Genomic DNA, 24761 nt, shown 5'->3' on the forward strand with positions numbered 1-24761 from the left:
GGAATCATAGCGGTTTAAGGTTCAGGTGTCCGCCCGGCGAGGGCCCTGGCAGATGACCTCAGATCACCTGTGCGCTGAAAAACCATCCTTTGTAAAGGCCTGCCTGCGTGCCGCCTAATCGCCTCCGACCGCGCCCTGCGCGGCAATCGCTCACTAAAACAAATAAAGGCGAAGTCATGCACGAAGACGCAGGTTTGTTACTGATATTGATGGCGGCCATCGGCCTGATCGTGGTGCTGGTGGTCAGGTTTCGGGTGCACTCGTTCCTGGCCCTGATGCTGGCCAGTTTTGTGGTGGGCGCCGGGGCCGGCATGCCGCTGCCGGCCATCGCCGATTCGTTCGAGAAGGGCATGGGCGGCACCCTGGGTTTTCTTGCGGCGGTGATCGGCCTGGGCAGCATCCTGGGCAAACTGCTGGAGGTGTCGGGCGGCGCCGAACGCATTGCGCGCTCGCTGCTCGACGCCCTGGGTGAACAGCGCACGGCGTGGGCCATGATGCTGGTGGGCTTCGTGGTGGGCATACCGGTGTTTTTCGAAGTCGGTTTCGTGTTGCTGATACCACTGATCTACGTGGTGGCCCGCCAGACCCGGCTCAACATCCTCTACGTCGGCCTGCCACTGGCCGTATCGCTGATGACCGTGCACTGCATGCTGCCGCCGCACCCGGCGGCAATGGCCATCACCCAGCTGCTGGGGGGCGACGTGGGCAAGGTGATCCTGTACGGGCTGATCGTCGGCCTGCCGACCGCGGTGATTGCCGGCCCGGTATGGGCCACGCTGGTGTGCCCGCGGCACGCGGCGCCCGACGCGCAGGCCGCGCCAGAGCCTGCCGCCACGCCAGCCGCTGGCCAGTCGATGCCGGGCCTGGGCCTGACCCTGCTGGTGATTCTGCTGCCGCTGCTGCTGATGGTGGGCAAGACCCTGGCCAGCATGACCCTGGCGCCCGAGGCCGGGCTGTACCGGCTGATGATGTTCCTCGGCAACCCGCTCACTGCCCTGGCCATCGCGGTGTGCTTCGCCTACTGGGCACTGGGCCTGCGCCGTGGCCTGGGCATGGCGCGGTTGCAGGCGCTGACTGCCGGCTCCTTCACCCCGCTGGCCAGTATCCTGTTGATCATCGGTGCCGGCGGTGCCTTCAATGGCGTACTGATCGACAGCGGGGTCGGCAAGGTGCTGGCCAGCACCCTGTCGCAGTGGGACCTGAACCCGATCCTGCTGGCCTGGTTCGTCGCCGGGCTGATGCACCTGGCGGTCGGCTCGGCCACCGTGGCAATGGTCAGCGCCGCCGGCATGGTGCTGCCGCTGCTGGACGCGATGCCGGGGCAGAACCGCGAGATCGTGATCATTGCCATTGGCGCCGGCGCGATTGGCTGGACTACCGTCACCGACTCGGCGTTCTGGGTGGTCAAGGAATACCTGGGCGTGTCGCTGGGCGAGGCGCTCAAAAAATTCACCGCCGCGACACTGCTGGCTTCGGTCGTGGCCCTGGGCATGACCCTGTTGCTGTCGCACTGGGTATGAGCCTGCCCGTACTACCGTCACTTTTCTGGAGAACCGCATGATTCACGACAAGACCCTGGACCAGTGGCAACACAGCCACCCCTTGATCACCGACCTGGTGAGCCTGCAACCGACCACCTGGTTCAACCCGGGCCTGGCCCCGACAGCGCAGGCGCTGGGCGACGTGCCGCTGACCCTGGCCGATGTGGACGACGCCAGCGCGCGGCTGGAGCGTTTTGCCAGCTACATTGCCTCGGCCTTCCCGCAGACGGCGGTGAGCAAGGGCATCATCGAGTCGCCCCTGCTGCCGTTGGCGCAGGTGCAGGCCGCGCTGTGCGCCGAAGCGCAGGTACCCGTGCAGGGCGCGCTGTGGCTCAAGGCCGACAACCTGCTGCCGATCTCCGGCTCGATCAAGGCGCGCGGCGGTATCTACGAGGTGCTCAAGCACGCCGAAGACCTCGCATTGGCGGCGGGCATCCTGCAGCCTGGGGATGACTACGCCAGCCTCGACAGCGACCGCGCGCGGGCATTTTTCGGCCAGTACAGCGTGGCGGTCGGCTCCACCGGCAACCTGGGCCTGTCCATCGGCATCATGAGTGCGCGCCTGGGCTTCAAGGCCAGCGTGCACATGTCGGCCGACGCCCGGCAGTGGAAGAAGGACCGCCTGCGCAGTTGCGGGGTGGAGGTGATCGAGTATGCGTCCGACTACAGCGTGGCGGTGGAGCAGGGGCGCCAGCAGGCCGAGGCCGACCCGCGCTGCCATTTCGTCGATGACGAAAACTCCATCAACCTGTTCCTCGGCTACGCGGTGGCGGCGCGTCGCCTGCAACGCCAGCTCGAGGCGGCGGGCATCAGGGTGGATGCCGAGCACCCGCTGTTCGTCTACCTGCCATGCGGCGTTGGTGGTGGCCCTGGCGGGGTGGCATTCGGTCTGAAGCAGATCTTCGCCGACGCGGTGCACTGCGTGTTCGCCGAGCCGACCCATTCGCCCTGCATGCTGCTGGGGGTGTACACCGGGCTGCACGAGCAGGTCAGCGTGTACGACTTCGGCATCGACAACCGCACGGCCGCCGACGGCCTGGCGGTGGGGCGCCCGTCCGGGTTTGTCGGGCGCTCCATGCAGCGCCTGATCGACGGCTATTACACCGTTCCCGACGAGCAGCTGTATCGGCAACTGGCGCAACTTGAAGCCATCGAGGGCCATCGCCTGGAACCCTCGGCGCTGGCCGGGCTGCCGGGGTTCCTGCGGGTGACCGGGGAACGGCAGGGCTATCGCCAGCGCCTGGGCCTGAGCGCGCAGCGCCTGGCCAATGCCACGCACCTGGTGTGGGGCACCGGCGGCAGCATGGTGCCGGACGATGAAATGCAGGCGTATCTGGCGCAGGGCCGTACACTGCTGGCCGGACACTAGCGGAACCTGCCCCGATGCTGAACCTGCCCCCGCGTTTGAGCGCACGCCTGAACAGCTCGCAATTTGCCAACCTGCACACCTTTCTGGTGGCGGCGCGGCACCTGAGCTTTGCCCAGGCAGCCGAGGAGCTGTGCCTGACCCCCAGCGCGGTGAGCCACCGTATCGCCCGCCTGGAGCAGGCCCTGGCGCTGCGCCTGTTCGAGCGGCTGACCCGGCGCATACGCCTGACAGCCGAGGGCGAGCGGGTGTTCGCGATACTGCAGGGGGTGATGGAGCAGCTGGGCGATGCCCTGGAGCCATCGCCCGAGGCCGAGCTGCGCGGGGCGGTGGCGTTGTACGCGCGCCCGTCCGCAGCGCAATGCTGGCTGGTGCCGCGCCTGGCCGACTTCCACCAGCGCTACCCGAATATCGCGCTGGACGTGCGGGTGGGCAACGATGCGGTCGACTTTCGCACGCACAACATCGACCTGGCGCTGCTGTACGCCAATGGCGAGTTTCCCGGCCTGGTCAGCCATGCGCTGATGAGCGAGACCATCGCCCCGGTGTGCAGCCCGCGCTATGCCGAGCTGCACCAGCTGTTCGACAACCCCGCCAATCTGCGCCAGTGCACTTTGCTGCACGATGCACTGGCCTGGGAGAACGCGGTGTTCGATGCCGAGTGGCAATTGTGGGCTGGCCAGCAGGGGCTGCTGGACGCCTTGCCGCAGCGCGGCCTGACCTTCGATCGGTCGGACCTGTGCGTGACGGCGGCCATCCACCACGCCGGTATCGCCATCGGCCGCCAGCGCCTGGTGCAGGCGCGTATCGACCAGGGCGAGCTGGTGCTGCCGTTCGGCGGGTTTTCCCAGCCGGGGCGCTATGACTACTTTCTGGTTCACCCGCCGCGCGACCCGTTGCCCCGGCGGGTGCAGGTACTGATCGACTGGCTCAAGGGTTGCGCCGCGGGCGACTAGACTGCAGAGGTCTGTCGCTTTTCTGTGGAGAACCACGATGAACAGCAAGAACACGATCTGCCTCTGGTACGATGGCGCGGCGCTGGAGGCTGCCACCTTTTACGCCAGCATCTTTCCCGACAGCGCGGTGGGCGCCGTGCACCGTGCCCCCGGCGACTTCCCTGCCGGCAAGCAGGGCGATGTGCTGACCGTGGAATTCACGGTCATGGGCATCCCGTGCCTGGGCCTCAATGGCGGCTCGGCCTTCCATCACAGCGAGGCGTTCTCGTTCCAGGTGGCCACCGACGACCAGGCCGAGACCGACCGCCTGTGGCAGGCGATCATCGGCAACGGCGGCCAGGCCAGCGTGTGCGGCTGGTGCAAGGACAAGTGGGGGCTGTCGTGGCAGATCACCCCGCGCACGCTGACCGCCGCGATCAGCCACCCCGACCCGGCTGCGGCCAAGCGTGCCTTCGACGCGATGATGCAGATGGACAAGATAGACATCGCCGCCATCGAGGCCGCCTTGCGACCCCAGGCACCGACGCGAGAGTAAATTCGCCGACAACTGCACAACAGGCTTTGTGACGCGCGTGTGTGCGGGCATAGTAGCGCCCGCACGCCAGCGCGCGCGTGCGTCACTATAAAACGAGCGGTTCGGCATGCGCCCCTTCGGGCCGGTGCATGACAAGATCGCCACACGAAGGAGGCTGTGCCTTGTCAACCGTAGAGAAGCATCTATCCAGGCTTGCGTGGAGCGACGTCTGGGCTGGCTTCAAGCAACTCTTGCCGATTTCCCTGTTCGTCGTGGTATTCGGTGTGGCCTTCGGCCTCGCTGCAGCCCAGACCGGGCTGGGGGACGCGGCGACCCTGCTGATGAGCGCACTGGTGTTCGCCGGCGCTTCGCAGTTCGCCGCGCTGGAACTGTGGGGCGAGCAGGTACCGCTGGTGCCGCTGATTATCACCGTGTTCGCCATCAATGCCCGTCACCTGCTGATGGGCGCCACGCTGTACCCCTGGCTGCGCGAGCTGCCCACTGCCCGGCGCTACGGCGTGATGCTGGTGGTGTCCGACGCCAACTGGGCGATGGCCATGCAGGCATTGAACGCCGGCAAGCCGGGCCTGGGCCTGGTGCTGGGCGGCGGTATCGCGCTGTGGTCGGCGTGGTGCCTGGGCAGTTGGCTGGGGCTGCATTTCGGCAATGCGATCCACGACCCGGTCAGCCTGGGCCTGGACATGGTGATGGGCTGCTTTCTGCTGGCGATGGTGCTGGGCGGGCACAAGAGCCTGCGCATGCTGATGATCTGGATCGTGGCGGCCGGTTCATCGCTGCTGGCCTACTGGTACCTGCCGGAGAACAGCCACGTGGTGGTGGGCGCGCTGGCGGGCGGCATTCTGGGTGTGGTGTGGATGGAGAACAAGCATGAACGTTGAAACTGCGGGCGCCGGCACGCTGCTGCTGGTGGTGATCATGGGCCTGGTGACCCTGGCCACCCGTTGGGGGGGTGTGTTCGTGATGTCGTTCGTGCCCATCAACTACCGCGTGCAGCAGTTCATCAGCGCGATGTCCGGCTCGGTGCTGGTGGCGGTGCTGACGCCGTTGGCGGTGAACGGCGACAACGGCGCACGCCTGGCGCTGCTGAGCACGGCGGTGGTGATGCTGCTGGTGAAAAAGCCGCTGCCGGCGATTGCGGCAGGCATTGTGGCAGCGGCGCTGGTGCGGGCGCTGTAGGGGGCGAAGGGCACCTGGCATTGCTGCATCAGGTGCACATATGTTCGGCAATGGCGCTGTATTGTCGTTTACGGGTGCGCTAATTAGCCTTTGCAGACCTTCAACCACTGCAAGAGGCAACATCATGGTGACTTCAATCACGCTCCAGGCGGTAGGCGCCCCCGAGGTGATGCAGCTTCAGGCCGGCGCCGTGCAAGCGCCAGGCCCGGGCCAGGTGTGGCTTGAACAGGCCGCGATCGGCGTCAACCCGCTGGACATCAACCAGCGCAAGGGCACCGTGCCGATTGCCTTGCCGTCCGCGCTGGGCCTGGAAGGTGCCGGCACCGTGCTGGCGCTGGGGGCGGGCGTGACCGAGGTGGCCGTGGGCGACCGTGTGGCCTATGCCACCGGGCCGCTGGGTGGCTATGCCAGTGCACGCCTGTACCCGGCCGAGCGCCTGGTCAGGCTGCCCGCTGCCGTGTCGTTCGAAGACGCGGCTGCCGTGCTGTTCAAGGGCATCACCGCCCAGTACCTGCTCAAGGCGAGCTACCCGGTAGGCCCCGGCACGCGTGTGCTGATCTACGGTGCGGCGGGGGCGGTAGGGCAGATCATGGTGCCGTGGGCCAGGCACCTGGGCGCCCATGTGATTGGTGTGGTGTCCAGGGCGCAAAGCGTCGAGCGCGCCAAGGCGGCCGGCTGCAATGCGGTGCTGGTGTTCGACGCAGCCACGTTGGCGGCCCAGGTGAGCGAGCTGACCCAGGGCCACAAGGTCGATGTGGTCTACGACTCGGTCGGCCGGGTGAGCTGGGAGGCGTCGCTGGACAGCCTGCGCCCGCGCGGCACGCTGGTGTCGTTCGGCGCCACCAGCGGCGCGCCCCCTGCGGTCGAGGTGGGCACGCTGAACGCCAAGGGCTCGCTGTTCCTCACCCGGCCGTCACTGGCGGCACATACCGCCAGCCCCCAGGAGTACCAGCAGCGCGCACAGGATGTGCTGGATGCACTGGCGGCGGGTATCATCCAGCCGCACATATGGCAACGCTACCCCCTGGCCGACGTGGCCAGCGCCCATGCTGCCATCGAGCAAGGCCGGTCCCAGGGGGCGGTCGTGCTGATCCCCTGACCGACGCGCACGAGGCCGAACTCACCGATGGACCCTTTCGACAGCCGTCAGGCCGATGAATTTGCCACCTTGCTGGCGCTGCACGAGCACGGCTCGTTCGCTGCCGCCGGCCGGGTGCTGCAACGCCATGCCTCGGTGCTGTCCAAGCGCCTGGCGGCTCTGGAGCAGCGCCTGGGTATCCGCCTGGTGGAGCGAACCACCCGGCAACTGCGCTTCACCGACGAGGGCACGCGGCTGGTGGAGCGCCTGCAGCATGCCGCCAGCCTGATCAGCACGGCCGAACTCGAGGCCTGCAACGGTGCGGCGCAGGTGCGCGGGCGTCTACGCGTGGCGCTGCCGGGGGCGATGGGCCGGCGCTGGCTGAGCCCGCTGGTGGCCGGGTTTTCCCTGGCCTACCCCGAGGTGACCGTCGACGTCGACTATGCCGACCGCTTCGTCGATATCGTGGGCGAAGGCTTCGACGTGGCCGTGCGCGTCGGCGAGCTGGCCGACAACCGGCTGGTGGCGCGCAAGCTGTGCGAGCACACGCGCATCCTGTGTGCTGCGCCGGCCTATCTGCATCGTCACGGCGCACCGCAACGGCCATCCGACCTGGCCAGGCACAATTGCCTGGGTTTCAGCGGCTTGCGTTCGTTCCCCGACTGGCGCCTGAACGGGCAGGGCGGGCAGCAGACGGTGCGGGTGCAGGGCAGCCTGATCAGCAATGACAACGAGGCACTGCTGGCGGCGGCGCGCTGCGGCGTGGGGATTCTGGCCGGTGGCGACTGGATGATGCACCAGGACCTGGCCGAGGGGCGCCTGGTGCGCGTGCTGCCCCAGTGGCAGCTGGACTCGGCGTCGGGCATCTACCTGATGCGGCCTTCGGCGCGCTTCACCACGGCCACTACCCTGGCGTTCAAGCACTGGATGGAGGCGGCCTTTGCCAAGGGGGCGCCATGGCAGCACGCTGGGGCGTCTGCCGCCTAGCCCTCAGGCCAGCCCCGCCATGCGCGCCGCGCGCAAGGCGAACCACAGCGTGGCCACGTCCTCGGTACTGTCCAGCGAGCGGCCGGTGATCTCTTCGATGCGGCGCATGCGGTACACCAGCGTCTGCTTGTGCACGTGCAGCTGCGCGGCCGCCGCCAGCCACGAGCGGTTGTGTTGCAGAAACACCTGCAGGGTGTGCAGCAGCTGGGTGTTCTGCTGGCTGTCGTAGTCGGCCAGCGGGCCCAGTACGTTGCGGAAGGTACGTTCGGCTTCATCCAGGCTCTGCGCCAGCCACGGTACGCTGGCGCCGGCCTGGGCGTAGGTCACCAGCGGTTGCGCGGCGCTGGTGTGGGCCAGTGCCAGGCGCGCCTCGCGCAGCGCCTCGACACTGCGCCCGGCGTGGCCCAGCGGGTTGCTCACCCCCCGCGGCGCCTGCAGTTGCGCCTGCAACTGCGGGATGCACTCGGCGGCGCCGAGCACGATCAGGTCATCGCCCTGAACCCGAATCAGCACGCGACGACCCTCGCGTTGCAGGGCTTCGTCGCAGGCCGCCGGTGACACCCCGGCGGCGCGGCCGAGCAGCAGGCAGGCCTGTTCAGCGCCGATGTCGAAGGCGGCCAGGCGCTGTTGTGCCTGATGCGCCGGCAGACGCTGCTGCAACAGGTCGTCCAGCAGCTCGGAGCCCAGGCGCAGGTTGCGCTCGTTGTCGACCCGCAGGCGCTCCAGCTCGATGCCCAGCACCGCCACCACATGGTGCAACAGGCCGTAGTCGAGCAGCCCGTCACCTTCGGCCACCAGCAGGCAGTCGGCCTGGGACGGCAGCGCCATCACCAGCAGCTCGCCCGCCTCCAGCGCATGGCGCTGCACCACCGGTCGGTTGCCCGAGGTGTCGCGCTGGCGGGCTGCCAGCCATTGGCGCTGGCTTGCCGGCAGGCCGCCCAGTGCGTCGCGCCAGGGCGCGAGCGAGGCGGCGTCGAGCAGGGTCAGGCGCGCCTGCACGTCCTTTTCCAGGCGCTTGAGCAGTGCGCCCAGGCCCAGCCCCTGGATGCTCATGCGGGCACTTTCGTAGACCCGGGTGATGGCATTGCGGCGCGCCTGCTCCTCCTGCTGGCCGGCATCGACGATGGCCCGCGTGACGGCGGCGAAGGGCACGCCGTAGTGGGTGAACATCACCGCAAAGTCCAGGGCGTCGGCCCGCTCCATCAAGGCCTCGAGGTTGGCCGGGGCCTGCATGTTCTCGCCGATCATCATGCCCGCCAGGCCAGCGGCCGCGAGGTTTTCCACGTACGCGCGCTGGGCATCGGCATCGGCGGGTATGCCGATGCCGGTGGTCATCAGCAGGTCGGCGTCGCCCAGCCATTCGCTGGGGTCGGCCAGTTCGCACACGTGGGCCCAGCGTACCGGCTTGCCCAGCCCTGCGGCACCGCTGATGACGCGGGTGCGCAGTTCGGGCAGGGCGATGATGTCGCTGACAGACAGGGCCATGGGGCAGCTTCCGGGGCAGGGTGACGGCCAGTGTAACCGGGCATGGCGCGCCTTTGAACGGCTTTGTACGAACGTATGAAGGTGCGCGGCTGAATCTTGTTTGCGTCTGATTGTGGCGACCCGGCTGCGGCTCGACACTTGGCCTACTGAGCCATCCCGACCCGGAGAACATAACAATGCACAAGAATCTGGCCTTTTCGCTCACCCTGATCGCTGCCGCTGCGTGCAGCACATCGGCGCTGGCCGACCTCACCGTGGTGTCCCACGGCGGGGCCAACAAGGCCGCACAGGTGGCGGCCTTCTATGACACCTACCAGGCACAGACCGGCACCCGCATCGCGGCCGGCGAGTTCAATGGCGAGATGGCCAAGGTCAAGGTGATGGTCGATACCGGCAGCGTCTCGTGGGACGTGGTCGAGATGGAGATGCCCGAGCTGGCACGCGCCTGTGAAGAAGGCCTGCTCGAAGAGTTCGCCCCGGACCCGGCCGTGGCCGCGCAACTGCTGCCCGGTGCGGTACAGCCGTGCGGCGTGGGCTTTTTCGTGTGGTCGACGGTGATCGCCTACAACGCCGACAAGCTCAAGGTGGCCCCCACCAGCTGGGACGACTTCTGGAACCTGGAGAAATTCCCCGGCAAGCGCGGGCTGCGCAAGGGCGCCATGTATACCCTGGAATTCGCCCTGCTGGCCGACGGCGTGCCGGCGGCCGATGTCTACACCCTGCTGGCCACCCGTGAAGGCCAGGACCGCGCCTTCGCCAAGCTCGACCAGATCAAGTCGAGCATCCAGTGGTGGGAGGCCGGCGCCCAGCCGCCGCAATACCTGGCCTCGGGCGATGTGGTGATGAGCTCGGCCTACAGCGGCCGGATCAGCGCGGTGCAGAGCCAGACCCCGCTGCGCATCGTGTGGAATGGCGGCATCTATGACATGGACGCCTGGGCCATCCCGCGTGGGGCCAAGAAGCGCGACGAAGCACTGAAGTTCATCAACCACACCCTCAAGGCCGAGCAGCAGAAGGGCTACGCCGAACAGATCGCCTACGGGCCGGTCAACCGCGAGGCCTTGGTCCTGCTGAGCGAGCAGCGGGTCAGCGAGCTGCCCACCGGCAGCCCCAACCTGCAAGGCCAGTTGCCGATGAACGCAAGCTTCTGGGCCGACCACGGCGAACTGCTCGAACAGCGCTTCAACGCCTGGGCGGCACGCTCATGAAACTGACCCCCAGCGCACCGCTCAAACGCAGCTACTGGCTGGAAAGCGCCGAGCCCAGCCTCAAACCCGGCCCGGCGCTGCAGGGTGAGCACGACGTCGATGTGGTGATCGTCGGTGGCGGCTTCGTCGGCCTGTGGACCGCCCTGACCCTCAAGGAGCATGAGCCGGATATCCGCGTGATGGTGCTGGAACAGGACGTGTGCGGCGGGGGCGCCTCGGGGCGCAACGGCGGCTTCGTGATGTCGTGGTGGCCCAAGGTGGGCACCCTGGCGAGCTTCTGCACCCCGGAGCAGGCGCTGTTTCTGGGGCACAGCGCCGAGCGCGCGATCAGCGAGCTGGGCGAGTTCTGCCAGCAGCACCAGATCGACGCGCACTTTCGCCAGAAGGGCTGGCTGTGGACGGCCACCAGCCCCGCGCACATCGACACCTGGAACGCCACGCTGGCCGCCTGTGCCCGCCTTGGGGTAACGCCGTTCGAGCGGGTGCCGGCTGCCGAGGTGGCGCGCCGTTGTGGCTCGAAGGTGCACCTGGCCGGCGTGTTCGAGCGCAGCAACGCCACCGTGCAACCCGGCGCCCTGGTGCGCGGCATGCGCCGGGTGGCGCTGGAGGCGGGGGTGGTGATTGCCGAGGGTACTGCGGTCAGCGATATCCAGCCCGGCACACCGGTGCAGGTGCTGACCCCGCAGGCGCGCATCCGTGCCGGCTCGGTGGTGCTGGCCACCAATGCCTGGGCGGCTGCCTTGCCGCAACTGGCGCGCCTGATCACCCCGGTCAACAGTTCCATCGTGCTCACCGAGCCGGTGGCGACCCGCCTGGAACAGATGGGCTGGACCGGCGCCGAGTCGATCACCGATTCGCAACTGATGGTCGACTACTACCGCACCACCGTGGATGGCCGTATCGCCTTCGGCAAGGGCACCGGGGCGATAGCCTACGGCGGCAGGATCGGGCCGGTGTTCAGCCACGACCCGGGCAGCATCGCGCTGACCGAGGCCGACCTGCGCCGTACCTACCCGATGCTCGATGACGTGCGCATCACCCATACCTGGTCGGGGCCCATCGACCGCACCTACGACAGCCTGCCGACCTTCGGCGGCCTGGGCGAGCAGGGCAACATCCACTACGGCATCGGCTGGAGCGGCAACGGCGTGGGCCCCAGCCGCCTGGGCGGGCGCATCCTGGCCAGCCTGGCCCTGGGGCGCAAGGATGCCTGGAGCACCTGTGCGCTGGTGGGGCGCCGCTGCAAGGCTTTCCCGCCGGAGCCGCTGCGGTATGTGGGCGGTTCGCTGGTGCGCAACGCCGTGATACGCAAGGAGCGCGCCGAAATGGCCGGCCACACCGCCGGCCGTCTCGACTGCATGCTGGCCCGCCTGGCTCCGGCCGGGCTTGAAGACAAATCCTGAGGACTGCACATGAACCCTGTACTGATTCACCTTGAAGACGACACCGCCTTCGGCCCCAGCGCGGCAGTCGGCGCCCCCCTGGGCGAGCCGGTGGCCATGGCGCGTACCGCGTTGCACCAGGAGCTGGCTGGGCAGGGCGCCAGCACCGGCTTGTGGGAATGCACGCCGGGGCGCTTCCGGCGCCAGGTGGTGCAGGCCGAGTACAGCTATATCATCAGCGGCGAGGGCAGCTTCACCCCCGAGGGTGGCGAACCGATCCCGTTCGGTGCCGGCGATGCGCTGTACTTTGCCGCCAACAGCCAGGGCACCTGGGACGTGCGCCAGACGGTACGCAAGACCTACCTGATCCTGGGTTAATGCTCCGATAGTCCTGCCTGATCCTCCGGGATCGGGCGTGCGGTAGTGGCGGTGGGCAGCGAATCTGCGATGATGCGCGTGTCTGATCCTCTGATGCGGTACCCCATGCAGCTCACCTGCCACGCCGATGCCAATGCCACGCTTTGCGCCCTGATCCAACCCCTTGCCACCCGCCCGGGCCCGGTCGACACCCACCTGCCGCAGGTGCAGGTGTTGTCCTGGAGCCACTACGTGGCGAGCAGCCCGCAGATCTACGAACCGAGCCTGATGATCCTGGCCCAGGGCAGCAAACTGGCCCGGCTGGGGCCGCGCACCCTGGAATATGGGGCTGGCCACTACCTGGTGCAGGCACTGTCGGTGCCGTTCATGTGCGAAACCTTCGCCACCGAAGATGAACCCCTGCTGGGCGTGTCGGTGGCGATCGACCGCACGGTGCTGAGCGAGCTGGTGCAGAGCATGGGGTTGGGGGCTGGCCAGGTGGTGGCGGCGCAGACGCCCGAGTCCATGACATCAGCGGCGCTGGATGCGCCGATGCGCGAGAGCGTGGAGCGGCTGCTGCGTTGCCTGCACGACCCGCTGGAAAGCCGGGTGATGGGGGCGGCGCGGGTGCGCGAGGTGTTGTACGTGGCCTTGCGTGGGCCGCAGGCCGGGGTGCTGCGGGCGCTGGTGGAGCAGCAGGGGCATTTTGCGCGCATCGCTGCAGCCCTCAGCCATTTGCGCGAGCATTACGCCGAGCCGTTGAGCGTGGAGGCGTTGGCGGGGCGGGCGAACATGAGTACCTCGACGTTTCATGAGCACTTCAAGCGCTGCACGTTGCTGTCGCCGATCCAGTACCTCAAGCGGTTGCGTTTGCTCAAGGCGCAGCAGATGTTGATAGGCGAGGGGTTGGGTGTGGCGCAGGTGGCGCATCGGGTGGGGTATCAGAGCACGTCGCAGTTCAGCCGCGAGTACAAGCGGCATTTCGAACGCAGCCCGGGGCGGGAGCAGGCTTATCTCTAGGGAGGCGAGCGCGTGGCGCTCGTTCGCCGGCAAGGCCGGCTCCTACAGGGGGGCGAGCAAGGCTGCGTTGCAACCGATGTAGGAGCCGGCCTTGCCGGCGAAGCGCCGCGCGGGCGGCGCGGGATCTTGAGGGCGACGGTGGGCCACCGCTCATTCGGTGTAGTAGTAGCTCTTCAGGAACCGGAACTCATGCGCCTGCGCCTCGCACCACTGGGCAAACCCCACCGCCCGATCACCCGCCTGATACTGCGCCCAGGCTTCGAGCATTTCACGCAGGCTGCACACTTCACCATCAATGTAACTGCGGGTCGTCTCGGCCTCGATCAGCCGCGCCAGCGCACTGGCACGCGCAAGCTTCGTCGCCGCAACGGTAATGTCACCCAGAAACACCGACTCATGCAGGTGATGAACCATGAAATCAACCTCGCCCAGCTCATCCAGCGCCAACTGCCGCAACGCCACCTGATCCTGCGGGTCGTGCGCCAGTGCCGCCTGGAGCCACGCCGACTCGCCCGTCAGCTTGCCCATCCAGCGATAAGGCTCGGCCAACGCCGGACCCTCGTCGCACCAGGCTCGCAGCACCTGCCTGAGGTAGCGGGTCAAGGCATGCGACAACAACTGATGCGCGCCACTGTTGCTGAAGGCAAGGTCGGCAATCTCGCAGACAATCGCCCGCTGCTGGCCCACCTCCCGCTGACGCGCACCGTCGAGAAACTCGTCCAGCGCCTTGAGCGCCGGCTTTTTCAGGCCCTGTTCGCGCAGCAGGCAATACCGCGAGAAACCGGCAAAGCCTTCACGGGAGGCATAGACCTCGCCAATGCGCCTGAGGCCTTCGAAATTGTCCTTGTTCCAGTAATACATGCTCTTCCTTGCCAGTCAGCGCCGACACCACGGTCGGCAGGGGTTCACGCCAGCGGCCACTGCGCTATCGGCTTGTAGCGGCCGCCACTGGACTCGAACAACACGAAATCGTCGATGTTCAATCTGAACGCCGGTGGCTCCGGCGTCTCCGGTACATCACCCGGGTAGTCGCGCACCAGCGTCAGGTGCGCACGAAACTCACGCACGCTGTCTTCCACGCCCAGCGGCAGCAACGCCTGCTGCAGGGCATACACCCATTGACGCAAGGCCACCGGCGTCTGCGTGGGCTCCAGCACCAGTGCATCAGCGCGGTGCCATGCGACCAGCCGGTCCAGCTCCAGGCGCAGCGGGCCTTCGGGGCGCGGCACCGCCGCCATGGCGTCGCACAGCGCAGGCAGGCGCGAGACGCCGACTTCCCCAAGGAACATCAGCGTCAGGTGAAAATTGGCCGCAGGCACCGGACGACCACGGGTGATCCCCAGTGTGCTGCGCCATTTGCCGATGGCCCGGCATTGCTGCTCGGTACAGGGCAGGGCGATGAACAGGCGCTTGAACGGCTCGCCCGGGGTTCGCAGTTCACCTCGCATGGAAGCTCCCTTGAATGTGTGCAGGTGCCGACAGGGTACCGAGCAGCGCCGACCAAGGCCAGCCGTGGTTCCCGCGCCGCTCGCTATACTCCAGGCAAGCGCTTCACTGCACCGGGGGGCCGACCTTGAACCAGCGCATCCTGCTCGCCCTGTGCACCCTTGCACTGTTGCTGGCCATCGGCGGTTGCGCCCGGTCCCGGCCGACACCAGCGCCGCAACCCCCGGTGGTGCTGTCCCAGGCCGCCTGGCAACGTGTCGACTGGGACATCATCGACGCCTCCGAGGGCGCCAGCCGTTCCGCCCAGGACTATGCGCGACGCTCCATGAAGGTATGGAAAGACGCAGTGCACGCGCGTACCGAGGCGGACTTCATTCCGTGGTTCACCGGCTACTGGACCCAGCAGTGGCTGACCCTCAAGGTGGCCTGGTACAAGGTCAGCAAGAACCAGCAGACCGCGCCCGGCGAGGACCGCCTGGCGCTCTACCTGCAGGAGCAGTACCGCGAACGGGTGCTGGAGCCGGTGGCCAGGGAAATCAACCCGCAGCTGATCCGCGAGCGCGCCACCCAACTGTACGTGCAACTGCTCGGCCAGCAGCTGCAAGGTATCGGCCAGCGCTACCGCGCCGCCCCCGACCAGTTCGCCCTGCACCTGAACCGCATTCCCGCCATCGCCCTCGGCCCGCCGGCCGCACGCGACGCCTCGGTGCATCAGCTGATCACAGCCCAGCCACTGCTGACCCTGCCGGCCTACCTGGCGTTGAACGAGCAGATCCAGAAGGCTGCGGTGGCGGCAGGCCAGGCGCCGTCCGACACGGGCCTGTCGTCGGTGGCCAAGCGCGCCAGCGCCCAGCTCGAAGCAACGCTGGTGCCGCGCGGCGCGGCCAGCGCGGTGGCGGCTGCGGTGGGCAAGGCGGTGGGGGCGCTGATCTCGGTGGCCTCGGCGGGCATCGGCGCGATGATGCACGAAAGCGAGCGCCCGGCCATGGTCGAGCAGCTGCGGGTGATCCTCAATGTGGCGCTCAACGAGGAATGGCAGGGCCTGATGCAGAACCCCGCCACCGGGGTGATGGCGGGGGTCAATGCGCTGTCGGGGCAGATCCGCGACAGCCTGGTGCTCAGCAGCGGCTTGCCGGCGATGCAGCCCTGATGGCGGTGCTCATGGAGTGATCGCGACTTTCATCACGCCGTCGCGCTGGTGCGCGAACAGTTCGTAGGCCGCCTCGATGTCGTCGAGCTTGTAGCGGTGGGTCACCAGCGGCTTGAGGTCGACGCTGCCGCTGGCCACCACCTCCATCAGGCGGCGCATGCGCTCCTTGCCGCCGGGGCACAGGGTGCTGACGATGCTGTAGTCGCCAAGCCCGGCGCCAAAGGCCGACAGCGGAATGGTCAGGTCCGAGGAATACACCCCCAGGCTCGACAGCGTGCCGCCCGGGCGCAGGATGCGCAGCGCCGACTCGAAGGTCGACTGGGTGCCCAGCGCCTCGATGCTCACGTCTACGCCACGGCCGTGGGTGAGGGCCATGATCTGGTCCACCACGTTGCCCTGCTTGAAGTCCACCACGTGGGTGGCGCCCAGCTGGCGGGCTACCGAAAGACGCGCGGGCACGGTGTCGACGCCGATGATGGTGGTGGCGCCCATCAGCTTGGCCCCGGCCACCGCGCACAGGCCGATCGGGCCCAGGGCGAACACTGCCACCGTGTCGCCGATACGCACGCCGCCGCGCTCGGCCCCGGAGAACCCGGTGGACATGATGTCGGGGCACATCAGTACCTGTTCGTCACTCAGCCCGTCCGGGATCGGCGAGAGGTTGGCCATGGCGTCCGGCACCAGCACGTATTCGGCCTGGCAGCCGTCGATGGTGTTGCCGAACTTCCAGCCGCCGGCCGGCTTGAAACCGTGCGGCGTGCCGGGGCCGTCCTGGGACGAACAGCCACACAGGCAGGCATAGCTGTGGCCGCTGGGGGTGATGGCGCCGGCGATGACGCGCTGGCCCTCGGTGAAGCCCTTAACCTGGGCGCCGAGCTTTTCGATGATGCCGACCGGTTCATGGCCGATGGTCAGGCCCTTTTCCACCGGGTACTCGCCGCGCAGGATATGCACGTCGGTGCCGCACAGGGTGGTGGTGGTGATGCGGATCAGGGCGTCCGAGGGGCCGACCTCGGGGATCGGTTTTTCATCGAGCACGATGCGGTTCTTTTCGACAAAGATTGCAGCTTTCATGCGGGCCATGGTCGTTTCTCCTCAAGGGGGTACACGCGCAACTTCATGGGGCAGGGTGCGCCTGCACGGGCGGCGGGCTGTTGATCCGGGTCAAGCTGATGAGCATAGGCCATGGCGGGGCTCATCTGCGTAGAAAACAAATCACCGGGTTCCCAGGCTATTTTCATCATCATTTGTTTTAAAACAGATAGTTATTCAAATAATCTAAAGTTGTTTGTGAGGTGAACTTAAATTGTAGGACAGGGTCATAGGTTGCTCATGCTGGCAGGTTGATATGAAAGTGCCAGCGTGCAACCCACAAGACAGATACGTGCTAAGGACTCGGTTAATGAAAATCATCAAGACGCTGGTGCTCACCTCGCTGTTCGCCGCCCTGGCCGGCTGCGGCAGCGATGCCATCGAAGGCAAGTTCAACGTGCAGGCCAGCGTGATGGGCTTCAAGAGCAACGTGGGTACCGCAGAATTGGACGAGGACTACATCACCCTGCTGGGCGACAAGTACGAGATCGACGAGTGGAAGCGTGACGGTGACACCGTCGTCGCCCGCGACAAGAACGGCACCGCGGTGATGAACGCGCGCGTCGAAGACAACGGCAACCGCCTGGTGGTGCTGGACGGCGGTGAGCTGGTCAGCATGACCCTGACCCGCATCAAGTAACTCCCCACGCCACATTCAACTCCAAGGACGTTCTGTGAAAAAAGTACTGGCTGTATCAGGCATTGCCGCGTTGCTGGCTGGCTGCGGGTCGAGTTACCAGTGGGACGAGGTCACCACCTCCAAGGGCAGCAAGGGCAAGCCCACTGCCATCTATGTGGACAAGAAGACCAAGGAGCCGGTGTCCGGCACCATCATCTGGAAGGAAGGCGACACGCTGATCTCCGAGTTCAAGGTCAAGAACGGCAAGGTCCAGGGCGACTGGGTTACCCACAATGCCGACGGCTCGGTGGCCATCGAGGCGCAACTCGATGACGGCCAGCTGACCGGCACCACGACCGTGTATTGCAGCGGCGGCGAGAAAAAGCCGCAGCAGCGCATCGTCATCGCCGGCAAGAAGCAGACCGAGAGCCAGTTCGACTGCGCCAGCGGCCTGCAGACCCGCGAACAGGTCACGGTGCACGAAGAGGGCAGCAAGCAGAACGGTCGCACCCTGGCCCAATCGGCCTGGCGCGTGGTCAATGGCGAGCAGGTGCCGGCCGTGGTCGCCAACTATGACAAGGACGGCAGCGGCCAGCTCGATGGCGTGCAGGAAACCTTCTACCCGACCGGCCAGTTGCAGGAGCGCAAGCACTACAACCAGGGCAAGCTGGAGGGCCTGCAGGAGGAGTTCGTGCTGCTCGACGACGGCACCTACCGTCTGCGTAAGGTCACTGCCTACAAGGATGGCCAGCGCGATGGCGATTCGATCCAGTACTTCGTCTCGCCCGACTGGCCGGAAAAGACCGTCGAAAAACGCGAAACCTACGCGGCGGGGCAGGACACCGGCAAGACCGTGATCTACCGCGAGCTGGATGTACAGGTGCTGGTGCCGTACCAGGACGTGCCGCCCAACCACTACAAGCTCAAGGAAGCGCTGGCCGGCAAGTCTACCCGTGACGGCTACGTGGCCGATGTGGAGTCGCTCAAGTACCTGCTGCAGGCCTCTGACATCGACCTGAACAAGCCGCTGGTCGCCGAAGCCGAGCTGCCGGTCCACTATGTGGCCGAGAATGCCTACGACATGCTGGTGAGCCTGGGCGCCGACCCGCTCAAGACCACCGCAGAGGGCAATACCCGGCTGATGATGTGCCTGAAGAACGCGTGGCGCGATTGCTCGGACGCGCACTTCGACCAGCTGCTGGCCTTGTCCAATGCCAAGACGGCCAACCTGTTCGGCAACACGCCGCTGCACGAGCTGTGCAAGAGCAACAGCCTGACCAAGGAGCGCCCGGAACTGGGCCAGCGCCTGATCGCCAGCCAGGACATCAACGCGGTGAACTACGCGGGCCAGACTGCTTTGCACTACTGCATCACGCAGCGTGACAAGACCGTGGCCAATGCGCTGATCGCGGCCGGTGCCGATCTGGACAAGGCGGACTATTCGGGCGTTACCCCGGTGCAACTGGTGTTCCTGCGCGACCCGCGCCTGGGCCGTCAGAAGCAGGTGAGCTGGGACGCGGCGCGTATCCAGTACGTGGGCGGGCTGCTGGGCAAGTCCACGTTCAACTTCGAAGCGCCGTTCCCGGGCTTCGACAAGAGCCTGAAGCAGCTGATGATCGAAGCCAGCGATGCGCAGAGCGCAATGCTGGTTGACAGCCTGGCTGCCAACAAGGGTTGACCCCAGTTGCCGGGAAGGCTGGCCCCTGCAGGTGCAGGAGCCGGCCTTGCCGGCGAAGGCGCCCGCATCAGGCGCCGACAGCCTCGCGGCTCATGACGCCATCGACCAGCCGCTGGATTCCCAGCGGATTGGCATTCTGCAACGCTTCGGGCAGCAGTGCATCGGGGTAGTTCTGCAAGCACACCGGGCGCAGGAACCGATCGATCGCCAGTGAACCCACCGAGGTGCCCCGGGCATCGGACGTGGCCGGGTACGGTCCGCCATGCACCATCGCATCGCACACCTCGACCCCCGTCGGATAGCCATTGAGCAGAACCCGCCCGACCTTTTCCACCAGCAACTCACCCAGCCAGCGGTATTCGAGCAACTCGGCCTGCTCGCCGATCAGGGTGGCGGTCAGTTGTCCGCGCAGCCCTTGCAATGCCAGCGCCAGCTGCGCATCGTCCTCTACCTCGATAACGATGGTGGCTGGGCCGAACACTTCTTCCTGAAGCAAATCATCACCTTGCAGCAACAAGTTCACATCGGCCTTGAACAGCTGGGGTTGCGCCTGGCGCCCGTTCTGCGCGGCCCCTGCCAGGTGCGTGAGGCCAGGATGGCGGTGCAGGTGCTCCAGCCCCTTGGCATAACTGGCCAGTGCCCCGGCATTGAGCATGGTCTGTGCAGGCTGTTCGGCCATCTGTGCGACGAAGGCGTGCACAAAGTCACTGAACGCCGGCGAGCGCACGCCGATGATCAGGCCGGGGTTGGTGCAGAACTGCCCGCAGCCCAGGGTCACCGAACCGGTCAGCTCGCGGGCGATGGCCGCCCCACGCACCTGCAGCGCCTGTGGCAGCAGGATGACGGGGTTGATGCTCGACATCTCGGCGAACACCGGGATCGGCTGCGGGCGCTCGGCGGCCATTTTGCACAGGGCGTTGCCGCCCTTGAGCGAGCCGGTGAAGCCCACCGCCTGGATCGCCGGGTGGCGCACCAGCCATTCCCCCACGCCTGCGCCATAGATCATGTTGAATACCCCCGCCGGCATGCCGGTGCGCTGTGCAGCGCGCAGGATCGCATCGGCCACCCATTCGGCGGTGGCCATGTGCCCGCTGTGAGCCTTGAACACCACCGGGCAGCCAGCGGCCAGCGCCGAGGCGGTATCGCCGCCGGCCGTGGAGAAGGCCAGCGGAAAGTTGCTGGCGCCGAACACCGCCACCGGCCCCAGGCCGATGCGGTACTGGCGCAGGTCCGGGCGCGGCAGTGGCTGGCGCTCTGGCAGCGCGCGGTCGATGCGTGCCCCGTGGAAGTCGCCACGGCGCAGCACGTTGGCGAACAGGCGCAGCTGCCCGCTGGTGCGCCCGCGTTCGCCCTGGATGCGTGCAGCGGGCAGGGCGGTTTCGCGGCATACCGTGGCGATGAAGTCATCGCCCAGTCCGTCCAGCTCGTCGGCGATGGCATCAAGAAATTCGGCGCGCCGCGTCGCAGGCAGCGTACGGAACTGCGGGTAGGCGCTGGCGGCAGCCTTGGCGGCGGCGTCCACTTCTTCGGCAGTGGCCTGGATGAAGGTGCACGCCAGCGCTTCGCCGGTGCTCGCATCCAGGCTCTGCAGTACGGTGGTGCCGGCAGCGCTGCGCTGGCCGGCGATGTAGTTGTGGCCGAGAACAGAGGTCATTGCGGGGTCCTTGTCGGTTGAGGGCAGGGGCTCAGGTGATGGCGCCGATCTGCCAGGGCACGAATTCGTTCTGGCCGTAGCCATGTTGTTCGCTCTTGCTGCGCTCGCCCGAGGCAATGCGCAGCATCAGGCGGTAGATGTGTTCGCCGCGTTCCTCGATGGTGGTGCTGGCGTCGGCGATGCCGCCGCAGTTCACGTCCATGTCGTCTTCCTGGGTTTCCCACAGGCGGGTGTTGGTGGCCAGCTTGATCGAGGGCGACGGTGCGCAGCCGTAGGCCGAACCGCGCCCGGTGGTGAAGGCGATCAGGTTGGCGCCGCCGGCGACCTGGCCGGTGGCCGAGATCGGGTCGTAGCCGGGGGTGTCCATGAACACCAGGCCGTGGGCACGCACCGGTTCGGCGTATTCGTAGACGTCCATCAGGTCGCTGGAGCCGGCCTTGGCCACGGCGCCCAGGGATTTTTCGAGAATGGTGGTGAGCCCGCCGGCCTTGTTGCCGGCCGAGGGGTTGTTGTTCAGTTCGGCGCCCATGCGCTCGCAGTAGGCTTCCCACCAGTGGATGCGCGCGATCAGCTTTTCGCCCACTTCGCGGCTGACCGCACGGCGCGTGAGCAGGTGCTCGGCGCCATAGATTTCCGGGGTTTCGGACAGTATCGCGGTGCCACCGGCCGCCACCAGGCGATCCACCGCATTGCCCAGTGCCGGGTTGGCGGTGATGCCCGAATAGCCGTCGGAGCCGCCACATTGCAGGCCGACGGTCAGGTGCCTGACGCTGACCGGCTCGCGACGCACCTGATCGGCTTCGGCCAGCAGCGACTTGACCTGGGCGATGCCGCTGGCAATGGTGCGCGTGGTGCCGCCGGTGCCCTGGATGGTGAAGGTGCGCAGGGTGTGGCTGCTGTTCAGGCCCTGGGCAGCCAGCAGGTCGGGGATCTGGTTGGTCTCGCAGCCCAGGCCGATCATCAGCACCGAGGCGAAGTTGGCATGCACCGCGTACCCGCCCAGGGTGCGCTGCAGCATCGCCAGTGCCTCGCCGCCGGGGTCGACCGCGCAGCCCACGCCGTGGGTCAGGGCCACCACGCCGTCCACGTTGGGGTAGGGCGCGAGCGCCTCGGGGTGGATGTCGCGGCGAAAATGGTCGGCGATGGCGCGTGCCACGGTGGCCGAGCAGTTCACCGAGGTGAGGATGCCGATGTAGTTGCGCGTGGCCACCCGGCCGTCGGCGCGCACGATGCCCATGAAGGTATCGTCGGTGCTGGCCGGTGTACCCCTGGCGTCCACGCCGAAGGCGTAGTCGCGGGCAAAGTCGCCCATGGCCAGGTTGTGCACGTGCACATGCTCGCCGGCGGCGATGGGCTGGCTGGCAAAGCCGATGATCTGCCCGTAGCGGCGCAGCGGCTGGCCGGGGGCGATGGCGCGCACCGCCACCTTGTGCCCGGCCGGGATGGCCTGCAGCACCTCGATGTGCTCGGCCTGCAGGTGCAGGCCCTTGGGCAGGGGCTGGCGGGCGATGAGCACGTCGTCCAGCGGGTTGAGGCGGATCACGGCATTGGCGGCGCTGTCGCTGCCTGTTGTTGTAATGAGTTGCATCTCAGTCATCTCCAGAGGCGTGGGCCGGGCTTACGCCAGGCCGCGCTCGCGATAGTCGATCAGGCCGGAGAACAGCATCAGGCCGAAGGCCATGACCACGAAGAAGATCAGGGCCAGGAAGTAGGAGCCGGTGAACTGCACGATCAGGCCGATCAGGATCGGCACCAGTACGCCGACCATGTTGCCGCAGAAGTTCATGCTGCCGCCCAGGATGCCGGCCTTGGACTTGCCGCCCAGGATCGCCGGCAGGCACCAGTACATGCCGCACCAACGGATGAAGAACAGCGCGACGCACAGCAGGGCGATGACCCGCGCGGCATCCGGGGTGTAGGCCACCAGCAGGCTGCACAGGGCAGCCACGGCGGCGGCGCCTGCGAACATGCTGCGCATCACGGTGTTGGGCTGGCCGCCGCTGGCTTTCCACTTGTCGGCGATCCAGCCGCCGATCAGCTCGCCGACGAAGCCGCACATGAAGATCAGGAAGGTGGCGCCGCCCATGGCCTTGATGTCCAGGTTGTGGGCCTGGTGCAGGTAGCTCGGCATCCAGGTCAGCAGGCCGTAGAACACGCTGTTGTAGCAGGCATAGCCGGCGAACATGGCCAGTACCGAGCGGCTCTTGAGCAACTCCTTGAGGATCGCCTTGCGCCCGTTGCCGTCGCTGGCCACCGCGTTGGCCTGGTTGATGTAGTCCAGCTCGGCGGCGTTGACCTTGGGGTGCTCGGAAGGGTGGTTGCGGATGTACCACCAGGCCCAGATGCCGACCACGATGGTGCCCACCCCGGCGATCACGAAGGCGATGCGCCAGGAGTCGAACCAGGTGATCAGGCCGGCGATGATGATCGCGCCGAATGCGGTGCCCAGCGGTGCGCCGCCGTCCACCAGGGTGGCGCCACGCCCACGCTCGTTGGGGGTCAGCCAGGCGCCGTTGAGCTTGGCCCCGGCCGGCATGATCGGCGATTCGGCCACACCCAGGCCGACGCGGGTGATCAGCAGGGTGATCCAGTTGTGCGCGCCGCCGGCCAGTGCCTGGAAGGCCCCCCAGCCGATGGTGGCGGCGCCGATGATGTTGCGCACCTGGAAACGGTCCAGCAGCATGCCGCTGGGGATCTGCATCAGTGCGTACGACCAGAAGAACGCGCTGAGAATCAGGCCTTCCATGGCCGGGGTCAGTTCGAATTCCGCCGAGATCAGCGGCAGCGCCACCGACAGCGAGGCGCGGTCGATGTAGTTGATCGCGGCCAGCAACAGCAGGATCAGGAAGATGCGCCAGCGCACGGTGGTGGGCCGCTGGGCATCGGTGGCAGCCAGGGCAGGTGCCGGGGCGGCCTGCAAGGAGGTGTCTTTCATGCTCATCTCACTCTTATGGTTGTTATGAAATGCCGCGGCGGCGCGCGGGGCGCCGCCTGCGGTTCAGAGCGCTTTCACCTCGCCGGGTGAGATGGCCGAAGGCGTCACGCTGATGCCATTGCGCAGCGGGGCGCCGAACTCGGGCAGGCTGATTTCGAACACGTCGCCGGGCGCGGCCTTGACCTGGTCGGCGAACGACAGGGTCGCGGTGCCGAAGAAGTGCACGTGCACATCGCCCGGACGCAGGAACTGGGTGTACTTGAAGTGGTGGTACTCCAGGTTCTCCAGCGAATGGCACATGTTGTCCTCGCCGCTGAGGAATTCCTTTTCCCACAGCAGGTTATCACCGCGGTGGATACGGCTGACGCCGCCCAGGTGACCGGGCAGCTCGCCGACCCGCAACTCGGGGCCGTAGGAGCAGTTGCGCAGCTTGGAGTGGGCCAGGTACAGGTAGTTGCGCCGCTCCATCACATGGTCGGAGAACTCGTTGCCGATGGCGAAGCCTACCCGGTAGGGCTGGCCGTCATCGCCGATCACGTACAGGCCGGCCAGCTCGGGCTCTTCGCCGCTGTCTTCGGCAAAGGCGGGGCTCTGGAACGGCTGGCCGGGGCGTACCACGATCGAGCCGTCGCCCTTGTAGAACCATTCCGGCTGCACACCGGCGGTGCCGGAGGGCGGGCGGCCGCCTTCGATGCCCCACTGGAAGATGCGGGCGGTGTCGGTCAGGGCGGTGCTGTCGTCGATTTTCTGCTGGTGCATCTTGTCGCGGGTCGAGGCGCTGCCCAGGTGGGTCAGGCCGGTGCCGCTGATCAGGCAGTGGGCGGGGTCGTCGTGGTCCAGCGGCGGCAGCACCCGGCAGTCGGCCAGGGCCTGGGCGTAACTGTGGGCGGTGGCGTCCAGGCCGCGGGCGAGCACTTCGTCGCACAGGCTGCGGGTGTTGCGAATCGCGGCCAGGGCCAGTTCACGCATGGTGCGGGTATTGCGTACCACCTGGATCAGGTCGCCTTCGATGACGCCGACGTGACGCGCGGCTGCAGGGGTTTCGAATTGGATCAGACGCATGCTGACTCCTGATTGTTCTTGTGGGGAGGGCTGT

23 protein-coding genes are annotated in these 24761 nt (G+C 67.1%); 15 read left to right on the plus strand and 8 right to left on the minus strand.

The genetic code is table 11. The features are described 5' to 3' along the window. Positions 1 to 176 precede the first annotated feature (176 nt). From MF6396_RS11420 to MF6396_RS11455, 8 genes are all read left to right on the plus strand, one after another. Positions 177 to 1520 (plus strand): GntT/GntP/DsdX family permease, encoded by a 1344-nt coding sequence (locus tag MF6396_RS11420; RefSeq protein ID WP_078480339.1) that lies wholly within the window; start codon positions 177 to 179, stop codon positions 1518 to 1520. Positions 1521 to 1557: 37 nt separating this feature from the next. Beyond that, on the plus strand, positions 1558 to 2910 hold the full coding sequence (locus tag MF6396_RS11425; RefSeq protein ID WP_078480340.1) for a D-serine ammonia-lyase: 1353 nt from the start codon (positions 1558 to 1560) through the stop codon (positions 2908 to 2910). A 14-nt stretch (positions 2911 to 2924) separates the two neighbouring features. Continuing rightward, positions 2925 to 3863, plus strand: coding sequence for a DNA-binding transcriptional regulator DsdC (gene dsdC, locus MF6396_RS11430; RefSeq protein ID WP_054914605.1), 939 nt, complete (start codon positions 2925 to 2927; stop codon positions 3861 to 3863). A gap of 37 nt (positions 3864 to 3900) precedes the next feature. Beyond that, positions 3901 to 4398: a VOC family protein gene (locus MF6396_RS11435; RefSeq protein ID WP_078480341.1), complete on the plus strand. Its 498-nt coding sequence runs from the start codon at positions 3901 to 3903 to the stop codon at positions 4396 to 4398. A gap of 161 nt (positions 4399 to 4559) precedes the next feature. After that, positions 4560 to 5276 (plus strand): AzlC family ABC transporter permease, encoded by a 717-nt coding sequence (locus MF6396_RS11440; RefSeq protein WP_043861363.1) that lies wholly within the window; start codon positions 4560 to 4562, stop codon positions 5274 to 5276. Then, entirely contained in the window at positions 5266 to 5574 is a 309-nt protein-coding gene (locus MF6396_RS11445) for an AzlD domain-containing protein (RefSeq protein WP_043861362.1), read from the plus strand. Before MF6396_RS11440 ends, MF6396_RS11445 begins: the two co-directional genes overlap by 11 nt. Positions 5575 to 5698: 124 nt before the next feature. Beyond that, on the plus strand, positions 5699 to 6673 hold the full coding sequence (locus MF6396_RS11450) for a quinone oxidoreductase family protein (RefSeq protein ID WP_078480343.1): 975 nt from the start codon (positions 5699 to 5701) through the stop codon (positions 6671 to 6673). 27 nt (positions 6674 to 6700) lie between these two features. Continuing rightward, complete coding sequence (locus tag MF6396_RS11455; protein WP_078480344.1) at positions 6701 to 7639, plus strand: LysR family transcriptional regulator; 939 nt, start codon at positions 6701 to 6703, stop codon at positions 7637 to 7639. Between the two features lie 3 nt (positions 7640 to 7642). Here MF6396_RS11455 and MF6396_RS11460 read toward each other — a convergent pair whose 3' ends face one another. Next, entirely contained in the window at positions 7643 to 9124 is a 1482-nt protein-coding gene (locus MF6396_RS11460; RefSeq protein WP_078480346.1) for a PucR family transcriptional regulator, read from the minus strand. 176 nt (positions 9125 to 9300) lie between these two features. On the opposite strand from MF6396_RS11460, the gene MF6396_RS11465 reads away from it, so the two are divergent. From MF6396_RS11465 to MF6396_RS11480, 4 genes are all read left to right on the plus strand, one after another. Beyond that, the gene (locus MF6396_RS11465) at positions 9301 to 10332 is read left to right on the plus strand and encodes an ABC transporter substrate-binding protein (protein WP_078480347.1); all 1032 of its coding nucleotides are present in this window, start codon (positions 9301 to 9303) and stop codon (positions 10330 to 10332) included. Further along, entirely contained in the window at positions 10329 to 11735 is a 1407-nt protein-coding gene (locus MF6396_RS11470; protein WP_078480349.1) for an NAD(P)/FAD-dependent oxidoreductase, read from the plus strand. The genes MF6396_RS11465 and MF6396_RS11470 overlap by 4 nt, the downstream gene beginning before the upstream one ends. Before the next feature lie 9 nt (positions 11736 to 11744). After that, positions 11745 to 12092, plus strand: a complete 348-nt coding sequence (locus tag MF6396_RS11475) for a cupin domain-containing protein (RefSeq protein ID WP_043861356.1) — start codon at positions 11745 to 11747, stop codon at positions 12090 to 12092. A 105-nt stretch (positions 12093 to 12197) separates the two neighbouring features. Next, positions 12198 to 13091 (plus strand): AraC family transcriptional regulator, encoded by an 894-nt coding sequence (locus tag MF6396_RS11480; protein ID WP_054914598.1) that lies wholly within the window; start codon positions 12198 to 12200, stop codon positions 13089 to 13091. A 150-nt stretch (positions 13092 to 13241) separates the two neighbouring features. On the opposite strand, the gene MF6396_RS11485 is transcribed toward MF6396_RS11480, so the two are convergent. Both MF6396_RS11485 and thpR read right to left on the minus strand, forming a co-directional pair. Continuing rightward, positions 13242 to 13952: a hypothetical protein gene (locus MF6396_RS11485; RefSeq protein WP_078480350.1), complete on the minus strand. Its 711-nt coding sequence runs from the start codon at positions 13950 to 13952 to the stop codon at positions 13242 to 13244. Positions 13953 to 13996: 44 nt separating this feature from the next. Continuing rightward, positions 13997 to 14539: an RNA 2',3'-cyclic phosphodiesterase gene (thpR, locus tag MF6396_RS11490; protein WP_043861354.1), complete on the minus strand. Its 543-nt coding sequence runs from the start codon at positions 14537 to 14539 to the stop codon at positions 13997 to 13999. Positions 14540 to 14664: 125 nt separating this feature from the next. Between thpR and MF6396_RS11495 the strand changes: the two genes are divergently transcribed. Continuing rightward, on the plus strand, positions 14665 to 15687 hold the full coding sequence (locus MF6396_RS11495) for a hypothetical protein (protein ID WP_043861353.1): 1023 nt from the start codon (positions 14665 to 14667) through the stop codon (positions 15685 to 15687). Positions 15688 to 15696: 9 nt separating this feature from the next. On the opposite strand, the gene MF6396_RS11500 is transcribed toward MF6396_RS11495, so the two are convergent. Continuing rightward, a complete protein-coding gene (locus MF6396_RS11500; RefSeq protein ID WP_043861352.1) occupies positions 15697 to 16770 on the minus strand; it encodes an NAD(P)-dependent alcohol dehydrogenase in 1074 nt (357 codons plus the stop codon). A gap of 319 nt (positions 16771 to 17089) precedes the next feature. Here MF6396_RS11500 and MF6396_RS11505 point away from each other — a divergent pair, with 319 nt between their 5' ends. Next, positions 17090 to 17419 carry a hypothetical protein gene (locus MF6396_RS11505; protein WP_043861351.1) on the plus strand — a complete coding sequence of 110 codons (330 nt, stop codon included), beginning with the start codon at positions 17090 to 17092 and terminating at the stop codon, positions 17417 to 17419. Between the two features lie 34 nt (positions 17420 to 17453). Beyond that, positions 17454 to 19076: an ankyrin repeat domain-containing protein gene (locus tag MF6396_RS11510; protein WP_153046082.1), complete on the plus strand. Its 1623-nt coding sequence runs from the start codon at positions 17454 to 17456 to the stop codon at positions 19074 to 19076. A gap of 67 nt (positions 19077 to 19143) precedes the next feature. Here the strand turns inward: MF6396_RS11510 and MF6396_RS11515 are convergent, their stop codons facing one another. From MF6396_RS11515 to araD1, 4 genes are all read right to left on the minus strand, one after another. Beyond that, positions 19144 to 20730: an aldehyde dehydrogenase (NADP(+)) gene (locus tag MF6396_RS11515; RefSeq protein ID WP_078480353.1), complete on the minus strand. Its 1587-nt coding sequence runs from the start codon at positions 20728 to 20730 to the stop codon at positions 19144 to 19146. A 31-nt stretch (positions 20731 to 20761) separates the two neighbouring features. Beyond that, complete coding sequence (locus tag MF6396_RS11520) at positions 20762 to 22318, minus strand: UxaA family hydrolase (protein WP_054914593.1); 1557 nt, start codon at positions 22316 to 22318, stop codon at positions 20762 to 20764. A 30-nt stretch (positions 22319 to 22348) separates the two neighbouring features. Next, positions 22349 to 23665: an MFS transporter gene (locus tag MF6396_RS11525; protein ID WP_443217204.1), complete on the minus strand. Its 1317-nt coding sequence runs from the start codon at positions 23663 to 23665 to the stop codon at positions 22349 to 22351. Between the two features lie 63 nt (positions 23666 to 23728). Beyond that, positions 23729 to 24727 (minus strand): AraD1 family protein, encoded by a 999-nt coding sequence (gene araD1, locus MF6396_RS11530; RefSeq protein ID WP_078480356.1) that lies wholly within the window; start codon positions 24725 to 24727, stop codon positions 23729 to 23731. Positions 24728 to 24761 lie beyond the last annotated feature (34 nt).

Origin of the sequence: Pseudomonas sp. MF6396 (genome assembly GCF_002018915.1) — a bacterium.
In the GTDB taxonomy this organism is placed as follows: Bacteria; Pseudomonadota; Gammaproteobacteria; order Pseudomonadales; family Pseudomonadaceae; genus Aquipseudomonas; species Aquipseudomonas palmensis.